This is a genomic window from Micromonospora sp. RTBAU3-60 (genome assembly GCF_054963695.1).
Genome location: NZ_JBUEGB010000019.1, coordinates 21395 through 35791, shown reverse-complemented (window position 1 = coordinate 35791; position 14397 = coordinate 21395). Strand labels below are relative to the sequence as shown.

The 14397-nt window shown below is 77.9% G+C and carries 8 protein-coding genes and 2 pseudogenes; all 10 read left to right on the top strand.

The genetic code is table 11. The features are described from left to right. The first annotated feature begins 207 nt into the window (after window positions 1-207). Window positions 208-3882 (top strand): cobaltochelatase subunit CobN, encoded by a 3675-nt coding sequence (cobN, locus tag ACY34I_RS20000; protein ID WP_462756497.1) that lies wholly within the window; start codon window positions 208-210, stop codon window positions 3880-3882. 29 nt (window positions 3883-3911) lie between these two features. Next, window positions 3912-6191 (top strand): annotated as a pseudogene (locus ACY34I_RS19995) (VWA domain-containing protein); the annotation flags it as partial. Window positions 6192-6262: 71 nt separating this feature from the next. Further along, entirely contained in the window at window positions 6263-6874 is a 612-nt protein-coding gene (gene cobO, locus ACY34I_RS19990; protein WP_462756496.1) for a cob(I)yrinic acid a,c-diamide adenosyltransferase, read from the top strand. Further along, complete coding sequence (locus ACY34I_RS19985) at window positions 6868-8244, top strand: cobyrinate a,c-diamide synthase (RefSeq protein ID WP_462756495.1); 1377 nt, start codon at window positions 6868-6870, stop codon at window positions 8242-8244. The genes cobO and ACY34I_RS19985 overlap by 7 nt, the downstream gene beginning before the upstream one ends. Beyond that, window positions 8241-8999 (top strand): precorrin-2 C(20)-methyltransferase, encoded by a 759-nt coding sequence (gene cobI / locus ACY34I_RS19980; RefSeq protein WP_462756494.1) that lies wholly within the window; start codon window positions 8241-8243, stop codon window positions 8997-8999. Before ACY34I_RS19985 ends, cobI begins: the two co-directional genes overlap by 4 nt. Then, window positions 8996-9904 carry a precorrin-4 C(11)-methyltransferase gene (cobM, locus tag ACY34I_RS19975; RefSeq protein WP_462756493.1) on the top strand — a complete coding sequence of 303 codons (909 nt, stop codon included), beginning with the start codon at window positions 8996-8998 and terminating at the stop codon, window positions 9902-9904. Before cobI ends, cobM begins: the two co-directional genes overlap by 4 nt. Next, window positions 9901-11046: a cobalt-precorrin-5B (C(1))-methyltransferase gene (locus tag ACY34I_RS19970; protein ID WP_462756492.1), complete on the top strand. Its 1146-nt coding sequence runs from the start codon at window positions 9901-9903 to the stop codon at window positions 11044-11046. Before cobM ends, ACY34I_RS19970 begins: the two co-directional genes overlap by 4 nt. Next, window positions 11043-12311, top strand: coding sequence for a precorrin-6y C5,15-methyltransferase (decarboxylating) subunit CbiE (gene cbiE / locus ACY34I_RS19965; protein WP_462756491.1), 1269 nt, complete (start codon window positions 11043-11045; stop codon window positions 12309-12311). The genes ACY34I_RS19970 and cbiE overlap by 4 nt, the downstream gene beginning before the upstream one ends. Then, window positions 12308-14137, top strand: a complete 1830-nt coding sequence (gene cobJ / locus ACY34I_RS19960) for a precorrin-3B C(17)-methyltransferase (RefSeq protein WP_462756490.1) — start codon at window positions 12308-12310, stop codon at window positions 14135-14137. The genes cbiE and cobJ overlap by 4 nt, the downstream gene beginning before the upstream one ends. Continuing rightward, a pseudogene (locus tag ACY34I_RS19955) lies at window positions 14125-14301 on the top strand (4Fe-4S binding protein); the annotation flags it as partial. The gene cobJ and the pseudogene ACY34I_RS19955, both read left to right, overlap by 13 nt. Window positions 14302-14397: the final 96 nt, after the last annotated feature.

Here is a 14397-nt window from a genome sequence, read left to right as displayed (position 1 = left end):
AGCCCGCCGCCGAACGCGACCGCGCCGTCCACCGCTGAGTTCCGCCCCGCCGGTTTCGCCCCCGGCCGGGCGTCCCCGCCGATCCGCCGTCGGTGAACCGCCCGCCGGGCCCGCGTACCCGCTGAACCTGCGCCCATCCCCGCCCGCCGCCATCCCCGCCCGCCGCCGGCCCCGCCGCGCCGCCGGGCTCACGCTCCGGAGCCGTCCGTGCGCATCCTGCTGCTGTCCACCGCCGACACCGACCTGCTCGCCGCCCGCGCCAGCGGCGCGGACTACCGGCTGGCCAACCCCGCGCGGGTCGCCGCCGACGCCGTGCCCGCGCTGCTCGACGGCGTCGACCTGGCCGTCGTACGCCTGCTCGGCGGCCGGCAGGCGTGGCCGGACGGCCTGGCCGCGGTGCTCGCCTCCGGCGTGCCGACCGCGGTGCTCGGCGGTGAGGCGCTGCCCGACGCGGAGCTGATGGCGGCGTCCACGGTGGCCGCCGGGGTGGCCGCCGAGGCCCTCGCCTACCTGGTGGAGGGCGGCCCCGACAACCTCGCCGAGCTGGCCCGGTTCCTCTCCGACACGGTGCTGCTCACCGGCGAGGGCTTCGCCCCGCCCGCCCCCACCCCGCCCTTCGGCCTCCTCGGCCCCGACCCCGGGCCGGCGGGGGACGGGCGGCCCACCGTCGGGATCGTCTTCTACCGGGCGCACGCCCTGGCCGGGAACACCGCGTTCGTCGAGACCCTGGCCGACGCGGTCACCGCCGCCGGCGGGCACCCGCTGCCGATCTTCTGCGGCTCGCTGCGCGGGCTCACCCCCGGCGACGGGCCGATGGGCCTCTTCGCCCGCTGCGACACCCTGGTGGTGACGGTGCTGGCGGCCGGCGGCACGGTCGCCGCGGACGCCTCCGGCGGGGGCGACGAGGACGCCTGGGACGTCGGCGCGCTCGCCGCCCTGGACGTGCCGATCCTCCAGGCGCTCTGCCTGACCAGCACCCGCGACCGGTGGGCGGCCAGCGACGCCGGACTGTCCCCGCTGGACGCGGCCATGCAGGTGGCCATCCCCGAGTTCGACGGCCGGATCGTCACCGTGCCGTTCTCGTTCAAGCGGATCGACGCCGACGGGCTCTCGGTCTACGACCCGGACCGGGAGCGGGCGGCCCGGGTCGCCGGCATCGCCGTCCGGCAGGCCCGGCTGCGGCACCTGTCGAACGCCGACAAGCGGCTGGCCGTCGTGCTCAGCTCGTACCCGACAAAGCACTCCCGGGTCGGCAACGCGGTGGGCCTGGACACCCCGGCCTCGGCGGTGCGCCTGCTCGCCGCCCTCGCCGACGCCGGCTACGACCTCGGCGCCGGGCCGGTGCCGGACGACGGGGACGCGCTCATCCACGCGCTGATCGCCGCGGGCGGGCACGACGTCGAGTGGCTCACCCCGGAGCAGCTCGCCGCAGCCGAGGCCCGGGTGCCGGGGGGAACCTACCGGCGCTGGTTCGACGCGCTCCCCGCCGGGCTGCGGGAGCGGATGCGGGAGCACTGGGGCGAGCCGCCGGGGCAGCTCTACACCGACGGCGGCGACCTCGTCCTCGCCGGGCTGCGCTTCGGCAACGTGGTGCTGCTGATCCAGCCGCCCCGCGGCTTCGGGGAGAACCCGGTCGCCATCTACCACGACCCGGACCTGCCGCCCAGCCACCACTACCTGGCCGCGTACCGGTGGCTGGCCGCGCCGGTCGCCGACGGCGGCTTCGGCGCGCACGCCGTGGTCCACCTCGGCAAGCACGGCACCCTGGAATGGCTGCCCGGCAAGGGGCTCGGGCTGGCCGCCGACTGCGCCCCCGATGCGGTGCTCGGCGACCTCCCGCTGGTCTACCCGTTCATCGTCAACGACCCCGGCGAGGGCACGCAGGCCAAGCGCCGCGCCCACGCCGTCGTCGTGGACCACCTCGTCCCGCCGATGGCCCGCGCCGAGACGTACGGCGAGCTCGCCAAGCTCGAACAGCTCCTCGACGAGTACGCCACCGTGCAGGCCCTCGACCCGGCCAAGGTGCCCACGGTCCAGCGGCAGATCTGGGACCTGGTGCGGGAGGCGCAGCTGCACCACGACCTGCACCAGGCGGAGATGCCCGCCGAGGACGACTTCGACGACTTCGTGCTGCACCTGGACGGGTACCTCTGCGAGGTCAAGGACGTGCAGATCCGCGACGGCCTGCACGTGCTGGCCGAGGCGCCGACCGGCGAGGCGCGGGTCAACCTGGTCCTCGCCGTGCTGCGCGCCCCGCAGGTCTGGGGCGGCGTGCGCGCCCTGCCCGGGCTGCGCCAGGCCCTCGCCGGGCGCGTCGGCCTCGACGAGGCGGCGCTGCTCGCCGCGCCCGGGGAGCGGATCACCGTGCCGGTGGCGCTCACCGAGGCGGTCGACGGCCCGGCCGCCACCGCCGCCGACGCCGTCGACCTGATCGAGGCCCTCGCCCGCCGGCTGGTCCTCGGCATGGAGACGCTCGGCTGGGACGGCGCCAAGGCGGACGCGGTGGTCCAGGAGGTGGTCGGCGGGGCCGTGCCCGACGCCGCCGAGGTGCTGCGCTTCGCCGCCCGCGAGGTGGTGCCGCGGCTGGACCGCACCACCGACGAGATCGGCCGGGTGCTCGGCGCGCTCGACGGCCGGTTCGTCCCGCCCGGCCCGTCCGGGTCACCCACCCGGGGACTGGTCAACGTGCTGCCCACCGGCCGCAACTTCTACTCCGTCGACCCGAAGGCCATTCCCAGCCGCAACGCCTGGGACGTCGGGGTGGCGCTCGCCGACTCGCTGCTCGCCCGGCACCGCGCCGACACCGGGGCGTACCCCCGCTCGGTCGGGCTCACCGTCTGGGGGACCAGCGCCATGCGCACCCAGGGTGACGACATCGCCGAGATTCTCGCCCTGCTCGGCTGCCGGCCCACCTGGGACGAGGGATCCCGGCGGGTCACCGGCGTCGAGGTGGTGCCGCTGGCCGAACTCGGCCGCCCGCGGATCGACGTCACCGTCCGCATCTCCGGCTTCTTCCGGGACGCCTTCCCGCACGTGGTCGCCCTGATCGACGACGCGGTCCGGCGGGTCGCCGCGCTCGACGAACCGGCCTCGGACAACTACGTGAAGGCACACGTGGACGCGGACGTCGCCGAGCACGGCGACGAACGGCGGGCCACCGCCCGCGTCTTCGGCTCGAAACCAGGGGCGTACGGGGCCGGGCTGCTGCCGCTCATCGACGCCCGGAACTGGCGTACCGACGCCGACCTCGCCGAGGTGTACGCGGTCTGGGGCGGCTACGCGTACGGGGCCGGGCTGGACGGGCGGGAGGCGCGGGCCGACATGGAACGCTCCTTCGCCCGGATCGCCGTCGCCGTGAAGAACCAGGACACCCGCGAGCACGACATCGTCGACTCCGACGACTACTTCCAGTACCACGGCGGGATGGTGGCGATGGTCCGCCACCTCACCGGCGCCGCCCCGGCCGCGTACGTCGGCGACTCGGCGCTGCCGCACGACGTGCGTACCCGCACCCTCGGCGAGGAGACCCGCCGGGTGTTCCGGGCCCGGGTGGTCAACCCGCGCTGGATCGCCGCGATGCGCCGGCACGGCTACAAGGGCGCCTTCGAGTTGGCTGCCACCGTGGACTACCTGTTCGGCTACGACGCCACCGCCGGGGTCGTCGACGACTGGATGTACGAGCGGCTCGCCGAGGCGTACCTGTTCGACGACACGACGCGCGCCTTCCTGGCGGAGTCCAACCCGTGGGCGCTGCGCGGCATCGCCGAGCGCCTGCTCGAGGCCGCCGAGCGTGGGCTGTGGGCCGCGCCCGAGCCGGCCACCCTCGACCGGCTGCACGAGACATACCTGGCCAGCGAGGGCGACCTGGAGGACCAACAGTGACCGCATATCCGTTCAGCGCGGTGCTCGGCATGGCCGAGATGCGCCTCGCCCTGCTGCTCAACGCGGTCAGCCCGGCCATCGGCGGGGTGCTCGTCCGCGGCGAGAAGGGCACCGCCAAGTCCACCGCCGTCCGGGCCCTGGCCGCGCTGCTGCCCCTGGTCGACCGGGTCGACGGGTGCCGCTTCGCCTGCGACCCGGCCGCCCCGGACCCGGGCTGCCCGGACGGGCCGCACCCGACCGGGTCGGCCGCCGAGCGCCGCCCGGCCCGCCTGGTCGAGCTGCCGGTCGGCGCCGCCGAGGACCGGGTGGTCGGCTCGCTCGACCTGGAACGCGCCCTCGCCGAGGGGGTACGCGCCTACGAGCCCGGCCTGCTCGCCGACGCCCACCGCGGCGTGCTCTACGTCGACGAGGTCAACCTGCTCCACGACCACCTGGTCGACCTGCTCCTGGACGCCGCCGCGATGGGCCGCTGCCACGTCGAGCGGGAGGGCGTCTCGGTCAGCCACGCCGCCCGGTTCCTGCTGGTCGGCACCATGAACCCGGAGGAGGGGGAGCTGCGCCCACAGCTGCTCGACCGGTTCGGGCTCACCGTCGAGGTGGCCGCCAGCCGTGACCCCGCCGTACGCGTCGAGGTGGTCCGCCGCCGGCTCGCCGCCGACGCCGACCCGGCCGGCTTCGCCGCCCGCTGGGCCGACGAGGACGCCGAGGTGGCCCGCCGGGTCGCCGCCGCCCGCCACCGATTGCCCGCCGTGGCGCTGCCCGACGCGGCGCTGCGCCAGATCGCCGAGGTCTGCGCCGCGTTCGACGTGGACGGCATGCGTGCCGACATCGTCACCGCGCGGACCGCCGTCGCCCACGCCGCCTGGCAGGGCCGGGACCGGGTGACCGCCGAGGACGTCCGGGTCGCCGCCCGGCTCGCCCTGCCGCACCGCCGCCGGCGGGACCCCTTCGACACGCCGGGCCTCGACGAGCAGCGCCTGGACGAGGCGCTGCGCCGGGCCCGGGACGAGCACCCGGACGACGACCCGGACGACGACGGCCCGGGCGGCGGATCCCGCCCGGACGGCGGTCCCGGCGGGCCGGCCGGCGGCCCCACCGACGACCTGGGCGGGGGAGCCGAGAGCGGGGCGCCCGACGGGCGGGGCTCGGGCGAGCGCCCGGGTGCGCCGGATGACGGGCGACGGACCGGCCGGGACGGCCAGCCCGGCGGGTCCGGCGACGACGGCCACGGCGGGGTCGAGTGCGACGACCGGTTCGACCGGTCGGGCGGCAACGGCTGGGGCGGGTCCGGCGGCGACGCGTCCGCTTCCGACGGGCCCGGCCGAGCGGGCGACGCCGACGGGTTCGGCGGGGACCCCGACGCCGATCGGCGCGGCTGCGCGGGTGATGACGCCCCGGGCCAGGGCGCCGACCGGAACGGGCCGGGTGCCCGGCGGGCCCGGTCCGCCGGCCGGCCGGGGGAGCCGGACGGCGCCGGGCGGCCCGGCACGGTGGCCGTACCCGATCGGGGGCTGCGGGCGCGGCTGCTGACCGCGCCCGGAGTGGGCGAGGGGGTGCCCGGCCGACGCTCCCCGGCGCGCACCGGGCGCGGCCGGACCACGGGCGCCCGGGTGCCCGCCGGACGGCCCGGCGCGCTGCACCTGCCGGCCACCGTCCGGGCCGCCGCCCCGCACCAGGCCGCCCGTGGCCGGCACGACGGGCCGCTGCGGCTGCACCCGGACGACCTGCGCGAGGCGGTCCGCGAGGGACGCGAGGGAAACCTCGTCCTGTTCCTGGTCGACGCCAGCGGGTCGATGGGCGCCCGGCAGCGGATGAGCGCCGTCAAGGGTGCGGTGCTCGCCCTGCTCACCGACGCGTACCAGCGCCGGGACAAGGTGGCCGTGGTCGCCTTCCGGGGCGCCGGGGCGCACACCCTGCTGCCGGCCACCTCCTCGGTGCTGGCCGCCTCGACCCGGCTGGCCGAGCTGCCCACCGGCGGGCGTACCCCACTCGCCGAGGGACTGCTCGCGGCGGCCGAGCTGCTCCGGGTGGAGCGGCTGCGCGACCCGAAGCGGCGCCCGCTGGTCCTGGTCGTCACCGACGGGCGGGCCACCGCCGGAGCGCGCCCGCTCGACCGGGCCGCCCGGGCGGCCGCGGTGCTCGCCGCGACCGGCGCCCCCTGCGTGGTCGTCGACTGCGAGTCCGGCCCGGTCCGCCTCGGCCTGGCCCGCCGCCTCGCCGCCCAGCTCCGCGCCCCCCACCACCCCCTAGCCGCCGTGACCACGGATCCGCTCGTCGGCCTCGCCGCCAATGGAGATCTTGGTGAGAAAAGGCCCCTGGAGGGGCCATTTCCGACCAAGATCCGCGCCGCCGCCGCCCCGACCACCAGGAGTGCCCGCTGATGCCGCAGGGGAAGCCGACCCACGTGCCCGCCGACGGGCTGACCACCCGGCAGCGGCGGAACCGGCCGCTGCTCATCGTCCACACCGGACAGATGAAAGGGAAGTCGACCGCGGCCTTCGGGCTGGCGCTGCGGGCCTGGACGGCCGGCCTGCCGATCGGCGTGTTCCAGTTCGTCAAGAGCGCCAAGTGGCGGGTGGGGGAGGAGAACGCCTTCCGCGCCCTCGGCGAACTGCACGCGCGCACCGGCCAGGGCGCCCCGGTGACCTGGCACAAGATGGGCGAGGGCTGGTCCTGGATCCAGCGCGGCGAGGTTGCCGACCACGCCGCCGACGCCAGGGAGGGCTGGCGGCAGATCCAGCGCGACCTGGCCGCCCAGCGCTACGGCCTCTACGTGCTCGACGAGTTCACCTACCCGATGACGTGGGGCTGGGTCGACGTCGACGAGGTGGTCGAGACGCTGCGCAACCGGCCCGGCTTCCAGCACGTGGTGATCACCGGCCGCAACGCCGACCCGCGGCTGGTCGAGGCGGCCGACCTGGTCGCCGAACTGACCAAGGTCAAGCATCCGATGGACGCCGGCCAGAAGGGCCAGAAGGGCATCGAATGGTGACCCCGCCGCCCGGCCCGGCGGACCCGTGGGCGCTGCCCCGGCTGGTCGTCGCCGCCCCGGCCAGCGGACACGGCAAGACCACCGTGGCCACCGGGCTGCTCGCCGCGCTGCGCCGCCGGGGCCTCACGGTCAGCCCGCACAAGGTCGGCCCCGACTACATCGACCCCGGCTACCACGCCCTCGCCGCCGGCCGCCCCGGCCGCAACCTCGACCCCTGGCTGGTCGGGCCGGAGCGGATCGCCCCGCTGCTGCGCCACGGCGCCAGCGTCCCCACCCCCGCCGACGTCGCCGTCGTCGAGGGGGTGATGGGGCTGCACGACGGCGCCGTGGGGCGCGGCGCGTACGCCTCCACCGCGCACGTCGCCCGGCTCGTCGCGGCGCCGGTGCTGCTGGTCCTGGACACCACCGCGCAGGGCCGGTCCGCCGCCGCGCTGGTGCTCGGCATGCGCGCCTTCGACCCGGAGGTGCGGATCGGCGGGGTGATCCTCAACCGGGTCGGCTCGCCCCGGCACGAGACCCTGCTGCGCGACGCGCTCGCCGAGGTGGGCGTACCGGTGCTCGGGGCGGTGACCCGGGCCGCCGAGGTGAGCGCCCCCGCGCGCCACCTCGGGCTGGTGCCGGTGGCCGAACGGGCGCCCGAGTCCGTCGCCGTGGTGGCCGCGCTCGCCGACCTGGTCACGTCCACCGTGGACCTCGACGCCGTGCTCGACCTGGCGCGTACCGCGCCGCCGCTGACCGAGCCGGCCTGGGACCCGGTCGCCGCCGTGGGCGGGCCCGCCGGCACCGCCCGCCCGGTCGTCGCGGTCGCCGGCGGCCCGGCCTTCACCTTCTCGTACGCGGAGACCGCCGAACTGCTCACCGCGGCCGGCGCGGACGTGGTGACCGTCGACCCGCTGCGCGACCCGACCCTGCCGCCCGGCACCCGGGCCGTGGTGGTCGGTGGCGGCTTCCCCGAGGTGTACGCCGACGCCCTCGCCGGCAACGCCGCGCTCCGCGCCGAGCTGGCCGGGTTCGCCGGTCCGATCGTCGCCGAGTGCGCCGGGCTGCTCTACCTCGGCCGCGCCCTGGACGGGGTACCGATGTGCGGACGGCTCGACCACACCGCCCGGATGACCGGCCGGCTCACCCTGGGCTACCGCGACGCCGTGGCCGCCGCCGACTCCCCGGTGCACCGCGCCGGCGACCGGGTACGCGGACACGAGTTCCACCGCACCGTCACCGACCCCGGGCACGGCGACCGTCCGGCCTGGCGCTGGGACGACACCGCCCACGGCTTCGTCGCCGGCCGGGTGCACGCCTCCTACCTGCACACCCACTGGGCCGGCCACCCGCACGCGGCCCGCCGGCTGGTCGAGGCGGCGAGCCGGTGAACGCCGACACCGCCACCCTGACCGGGGTCGGGGTCGGCCCCGGCGACCCGGAACTGCTCACCCTCCGGGCGGTCCGGGCGCTGCGCGAGGCCGACGTGGTCTTCGTACCCGTGCTGGACCGGCACGCCGCGGACCCGGACGCCCCCGCCGGCCGGGCCGAGACGGTGGTCCGGGCGCACGTGGCCGCGGACCGGCTGCGCCGACTGCCGTTCGCGCTGGACGACCGGGGCGGGGTCACCACCCGCCGGGAGCGGGCCTGGGACGCCGCCGCGCGGGCGGTGCTGGCCGCGGTCGACGCCGGCGCCCGCGCGCTCGCCTTCGCCACCATCGGCGACCCGAACGTCTACTCCACCTTCGGCTACCTCGCCGACGGGGTCCGCGCCCGGCGGCCGGCGGTCCGGATCCGCACCGTGCCCGGGATCACCGCCATGCAGGAGCTGGCCGCCCGGGCCGGCGTGCCGCTCTGCGAGGGGCGGGAACCGCTGACCCTGCTGCCCGCCACCGCCGGGCTCGCGCCGGTCGCCGACGCGCTCGCCGGCCCCGGCACCGTCGTCGTCTACAAGGGCTGGCGCCGCCACCCCGACCTCGTCCACGAGCTGCGCCGGCAGGGCCGGCTCGGCGACGCCGTGCTCGGCCGCGCGCTCGGCCTGCCCGACGAGCGGGTCGGGCCGGTGGACGCCGACGCCGACGACCTGCCGTACCTGTCGACGCTGCTGGTGCCGGCCCGCCGGGACCGCCGGGGAGGAAAACTGTGACCACCAGCGGAAAGGTCTGGTTCGTCGGGGCCGGCCCCGGCGCCGCCGACCTGCTCACCCTGCGCGCCGCCCGGGTGATCGGCACGGCCGACGTGGTGATCTGGGCGGCCAGCCTGGTCCACGCCGACGTGCTCGCCCACGCCCGCCCGAACGCCGAGCTCGTCGACTCCTCACAGCTGCCCATCGAGGGGGTGCTGCCGCTCTACCGGCGGGCCGCCGCCGAGGGGCTGACCGTGGCCCGGATCCACTCCGGCGACCCGGCGCTGTGGGGCGCGGTGCAGGAGCAGCTCGACCTGTGCAGCGCGCTCGGGCTGGCCGTGGAGATCGTCCCCGGGGTCTCGTCGTTCACCGCCGTCGCCGCCCTGGCCGGCCGGGAACTGACCATCCCCGAGGTGGCCCAGTCGGTGATCCTCACCCGGCTGGAGGGCGGGAAGACGCCGATGCCGCCGGGGGAGCGGGTCCGGGACTTCGCCCGGCACGGCACCACCATGGCGCTCTTCCTCTCCGCCGCCCGCTCCGGGCAGGCGCAGGCCGAGCTGCTGGCCGGCGGCTATCCGCCGGAGACCCCGGTGGTGGTCGCCTACCAGGCGACCTGGCCGGACGAGCTGGTGGTCCGCTGCACCCTCGCCGAGCTGGCGGCGACCGTCAAGGCGCACAAGCTGTGGAAGCACACCCTGTTCCTGGTCGGGCCGGCGCTCGCCGCCGAGGGCACCCGGTCGCACCTCTACCACCCCGGCCACTTCCACACCTTCCGCCGGGCCGAACCCGCCGCCCGCACGTCGCTGCGCCGCGCCCGCGCCGGCCAGCCCGCCGCCCCCGCCGCGCGATCCGCCGACGGCCCCGCCGCCCGCGGCGAGGACGTGCCCGCTGCCGATCCCGCCGCCGCGGCCGGGGACGGTCGATGACGTACGCCGAGCCGCCCCTGCGCGAGCCGGACCTGCCTCGTACGGCGAAGGTCCGGCCCACCGCACTGCGCACCGGCTGGACCACCGGCGCGTGCGCCACCGCGGCGACCAAGGCGGCCCTGACCGCGCTGGTCACCGGCGTGCCGCAGCGGGTGGTGGAGATCGGCCTGCCCGCCGGCCGGCGGGTCAGCTTCGCGGTGGCCCGCTGCGACGTCGAGCCGGCGCGGCGGGCCGAGGCGGTGGTGGTCAAGGACGCCGGGGACGACCCGGACGTCACCCACGGCGCCGAACTCACCGCCACCGTCGCCTGGCGGGACGAGCCCGGGCTGCGCCTCGATGGCGGGCCCGGCGTCGGCACGGTCACCCGGCCGGGGCTGGGACTGCCGGTGGGCGGGCCCGCCATCAACGAGACCCCGCGCCGCATGATCGGCCAGGCCGTCGCCGAGGTGGTCGACCTGGCCGAGGTCGGCGTCCGCGTGGTGATCAGCGTGCCGCGCGGCGAGATCATGGCCCGGAAGACCACCAACCGGCGGCTCGGCATCCTCGGCGGCATCTCCATCCTCGGCACCACCGGGATCGTCCGTCCGTTCTCCACCGCCTCCTGGCGGGCCAGCGTGGTGCAGGCCGTGCACGTGATGGCCGCCCAGGGGGAGCGGACCGTGGTGCTCTGCACCGGCGGGCGGACCGAGCGGGCGGCCCGGGCGCTGCTGCCGGAGCTGCCCGAGGTGTGCTTCGTGGAGGTCGGCGACTTCACCGGGGCGGCCGTCACCGCCGCCGTCGGCGACGGGATGACCGGGGTGGTCTTCGTCGGCATGGCGGGCAAGCTGGCCAAGCTCGCCGCGGGCGTCCTGATGACCCACTACACCCGGTCGAAGGTGGACCTGTCGCTGCTCGGCGCGATCACCGCGGAGGCCGGCGGCGACGCCGGACTGGTCGGCGCGGTCGCCGCCGCCAACACCGGCCGGCACGCCTACGAGCTGTGGGCGGCCGCCGGGCTGCTCCGGCCCGCCGGGGACCTGCTGTGTCACCGGGTCCGGCAGGTGCTGCGCCGCTTCGCCGGCCACGCCGTCACCGTCGACGTGGCCATGGTGGACTTCGCCGGTGCCGGCGTGGTGGCCTGCTCGGGGCGGTGGGCCGCATGACCACGCCGCCGACACCATCGGCGGACGCCGTACCCGGGGCGGTGGTGACCGTCGTCGGGATGGACGCCACCGGCCGGCCTGACCATCCCGCGCTCGCCGAGGCCCTCGCCGGCGCCGGGCTGGTCGTCGGGGCGGCCCGGCACCTGGCCGCGGTGCCCGTCCCGCCCGGCTGCGTCACCGTCGTCCTCGGTCCGCTCGCCCCCGCGCTGCAGCGGCTCGTCACGGCCGTCGCCGCCGGCACCCCCGCCGTCGTGCTGGCCAGCGGCGACCCCGGGTTCTTCGGCATCGTCCGGCGGGTGCGGGCGGCCGGCCTCCCGGTGCGCGTGCTGCCCGCCGTGTCCAGCGTCGCCGCCGCGTTCGCCCGGGCCGGCCTGTCCTGGGACGGTGCGGCCGTGGTCAGCGCGCACGGGCGCGACCTGCGGCCCGCGCTCAACGCCTGCCGGGCGCTGCCCGCCGTGGCGGTGCTCACCGCTCCCGGCGCCGGGGCGGCCGAGGTCGGCGCCGGGCTGGCGGGCTGGTCCCGCCGGCTGGTCGTGGTCGAGCAACTCGGCACGCCGGACGAGCGGCTCACCTGGACGACTCCCGAGCAGGCCGCCGCGACGGTCTGGGCCGACCCGCACGTCGTGCTCAGCCTCGCCCCGGACGCGGTGCCGGCCGACCGGATGCGGGCCGACAACCAGCCCGCCGCCGCGCCCGCCGCGGGCTGGGCGTTGCCCGAGTCCGCGTACGCCCACCGCGCCTCCATGATCACCAAGGCGGAGGTGCGCGCCCTCGTGGTGGCCCGGCTGCGGCCCCGCCTCGGCCGGCTGGTCTGGGACGTCGGCGCCGGCAGCGGCTCGGTCGGCATCGAGTGCGCCCTGCTCGGCGCGGCGGTCATCGCCGTGGAACGCGATCCGGACGCGCCGATCCGGGCCAACGCCGCCCGGCACGGCGTCGACGTCCGGGTGGTGGCCGGCGCCGCCCCGGCGGCCCTGGACGCCCTGCCCGACCCGGACGCCGTCTTCGTCGGCGGGGGCGGCACGGACGTGCTCGCCGCGGTGGCCGCCCGCCGCCCGCCCCGGGTGGTGGCCGCCCTCGCCGCCCTGGACCGGGTGGCCCCGGCCGTCCACCTGCTGCGCGCCGCCGGGTACGCGGTCGAGGGCAGCCAGCTCGCCGCCGCCCGCCTCGCCGACCTGCCCGGCGGTTCCCTGCGGCTCGCCGCCACCAACCCGGTCGTCGTGCTCACCGGCGAGCTGCCGGAACCGTCCGCCTGGAGAAAGCCATGACCACACACTCGGACCTGTTCACCGACCCGTCCGCTGCCGGAGACGTCGAGCGGGGGCCCCTCCTGGTCGGACTCGTCGCGGCCACCGCCGCCGGCCGCCGGCACGCCGGCACCCTCGCCGCCGCGTGGCCGCACGCCCGGCTCATCGAGGCGGCGACCACCGCCGACGCGCTGCGGGCCGCCTGGGCGGAGTGCGACGCGGTGGTGGCGTTCCTGGCCACCGGCGCGGTGGTCCGGATCCTCGCCCCGCTGCTCGGCGACAAGCGCACCGACCCGGCCGTGGTGGTGGTCGACGAGGCGGCCCGGCACGCGGTGGCCCTGCTCGGCGGGCACGCCGGCGGCGCCAACGCCCTCGCCGCCCAGGTCGGTGCGCTGCTGGACGCCCGGCCCGTGGTCACCACCGCCACCGACGCGGTCGGCCTGCCCGGGCTGGACACCCTCGGCTGGCCGGTGGAGGGGGCGGTGGCCGCGGTGTCCCGGGCGCTCCTCGACGGCGAGCCGGTCCGGCTGGTCGCCGACGCCACCTGGCCGCTGCCCGCCCTGCCGGCCAACGTCCGGGTCCAGGTCGAGCCGCCCGCCGGCATCGGGACGCCGGTCTCGGCCGCCGCCGGACCCGCCCACCCCGCCCCGGCCCGGCCGGCGGACGGGCGGCAGCGCGACGCGGGCTGGCGGATCCTGGTCACCGACCGGCTGGTGCCGCTGGACGACCGGACCGTGGTGCTGCGGCCCCCGTCCCTGGTCGCCGGCATCGGGTCCAGCCGGGGCGTACCCGCCGACGAGGTGGCCGGCCTGCTGCGCCGGGCGCTCGCCGACGCCGGCCTGAGTCCGGCCAGCCTGCGCCACCTGGCCAGCGTGGACGTCAAGGCCGACGAGGCGGGCATCCGGGCCACCGCCGAGGTGTACCGCGTCCCCCTGGTGACCTGGCCGGCGGCGGAGCTGGCGGCGGTCGACGTGCCGCACCCCAGCGAGGTGGTCCGCGCCGCCGTCGGCACACCGAGCGTCGCGGAGGCCGCGGCGCTGCGCGGCGGCGGCACCCTGCTGGTGCCCAAGACCGCCTCGGCGATGGCCACCGTCGCGATCGCCCGGCACGCCCCGCGCGGCCGCCTCGCGCTCGTCGGGCTCGGCCCCGGCGCGGCCGACCTGCGCACCCCGCGCGCCGTCGCCGAGCTGCGCCGGGCCGCCGTGGTCGTCGGCCTCGACCAGTACGTCGACCAGGTGCGCGACCTGCTCCGCCCCGGCACCCGGGTGCTGGCCAGCGGCCTCGGGGCGGAGGAGGAACGGGCCCGAGCCGCGGTCGCCGAGGCCACCGCCGGCCACGCCGTCGCGCTGGTCGGGTCCGGCGACGCCGGGGTGTACGCGATGGCCAGCCCCGCCCTCGACCACGCCGACGACCGGATCAACGTGGTCGGGGTGCCCGGGGTGACCGCCGGGCTCGCCGCGTCCGCCCTGCTCGGCGCGCCGCTCGGGCACGACCACGCCTACCTGAGCCTGTCCGACCTGCACACCCCGTGGGCGGTGATCGCCCGCCGGGTGGCCGCCGCCGCCGAGGCGGACTTCGTGGCGGTGCTCTACAACCCGCGCAGCCGGGCCCGGGACTGGCAGCTCGGGGAAACGCTGAAGACCTTCGCCGCGCACCGCCCGCCGCACACCCCGGTCGGGGTGGTACGCCAGGCCAGCCGGCCCGGCGAACGCGTCCACCTGGCCACCCTCGCCACCCTCGATCCCGCGCTGGTCGACATGTACAGCGTGGTCGTGGTCGGCAGCTCGCAGACCCGGGTGGTCGCCGGCCGGATGGTCACCCCGCGGGGCTACCGGTGGCGGGAGTGACCGCCGCCCGGGTGACCGTCGGCGCCTGCCAGGGCTGCGGCGCCTGCCTGCTCACCTGCCCCGTGCACGCCATCCGCCCCACCCCCGACGGCCTGCGGGTCACCGACCGCTGCACCGGCTGCCTGGAGTGCCTGGAGATCTGTCCGGTGGACGCCATCCGCGTCGACCCCGACCCGGAGGAGAGCGATGACCTCGACGGCCACCCGGCGACGACCGGCGCTACGGAGGGCGGACTCGTGAGCGCGTGGAGCGAGCCGGGG

What these genes read in the sequence shown, in the direction of transcription:
- cobO (WP_462756496.1), top strand. Translation starts at nt 6,263, where the DNA reads ATGCCGCAGGGGAAGCCGACCCACGTGCCCGCCGACGGGCTGACCACC.
- ACY34I_RS19985 (WP_462756495.1), top strand. Translation starts at nt 6,868, where the DNA reads ATGGTGACCCCGCCGCCCGGCCCGGCGGACCCGTGGGCGCTGCCCCGG.
- ACY34I_RS19970 (WP_462756492.1), top strand. Translation starts at nt 9,901, where the DNA reads ATGACGTACGCCGAGCCGCCCCTGCGCGAGCCGGACCTGCCTCGTACG.
- cbiE (WP_462756491.1), top strand. Translation starts at nt 11,043, where the DNA reads ATGACCACGCCGCCGACACCATCGGCGGACGCCGTACCCGGGGCGGTG.
- cobJ (WP_462756490.1), top strand. Translation starts at nt 12,308, where the DNA reads ATGACCACACACTCGGACCTGTTCACCGACCCGTCCGCTGCCGGAGAC.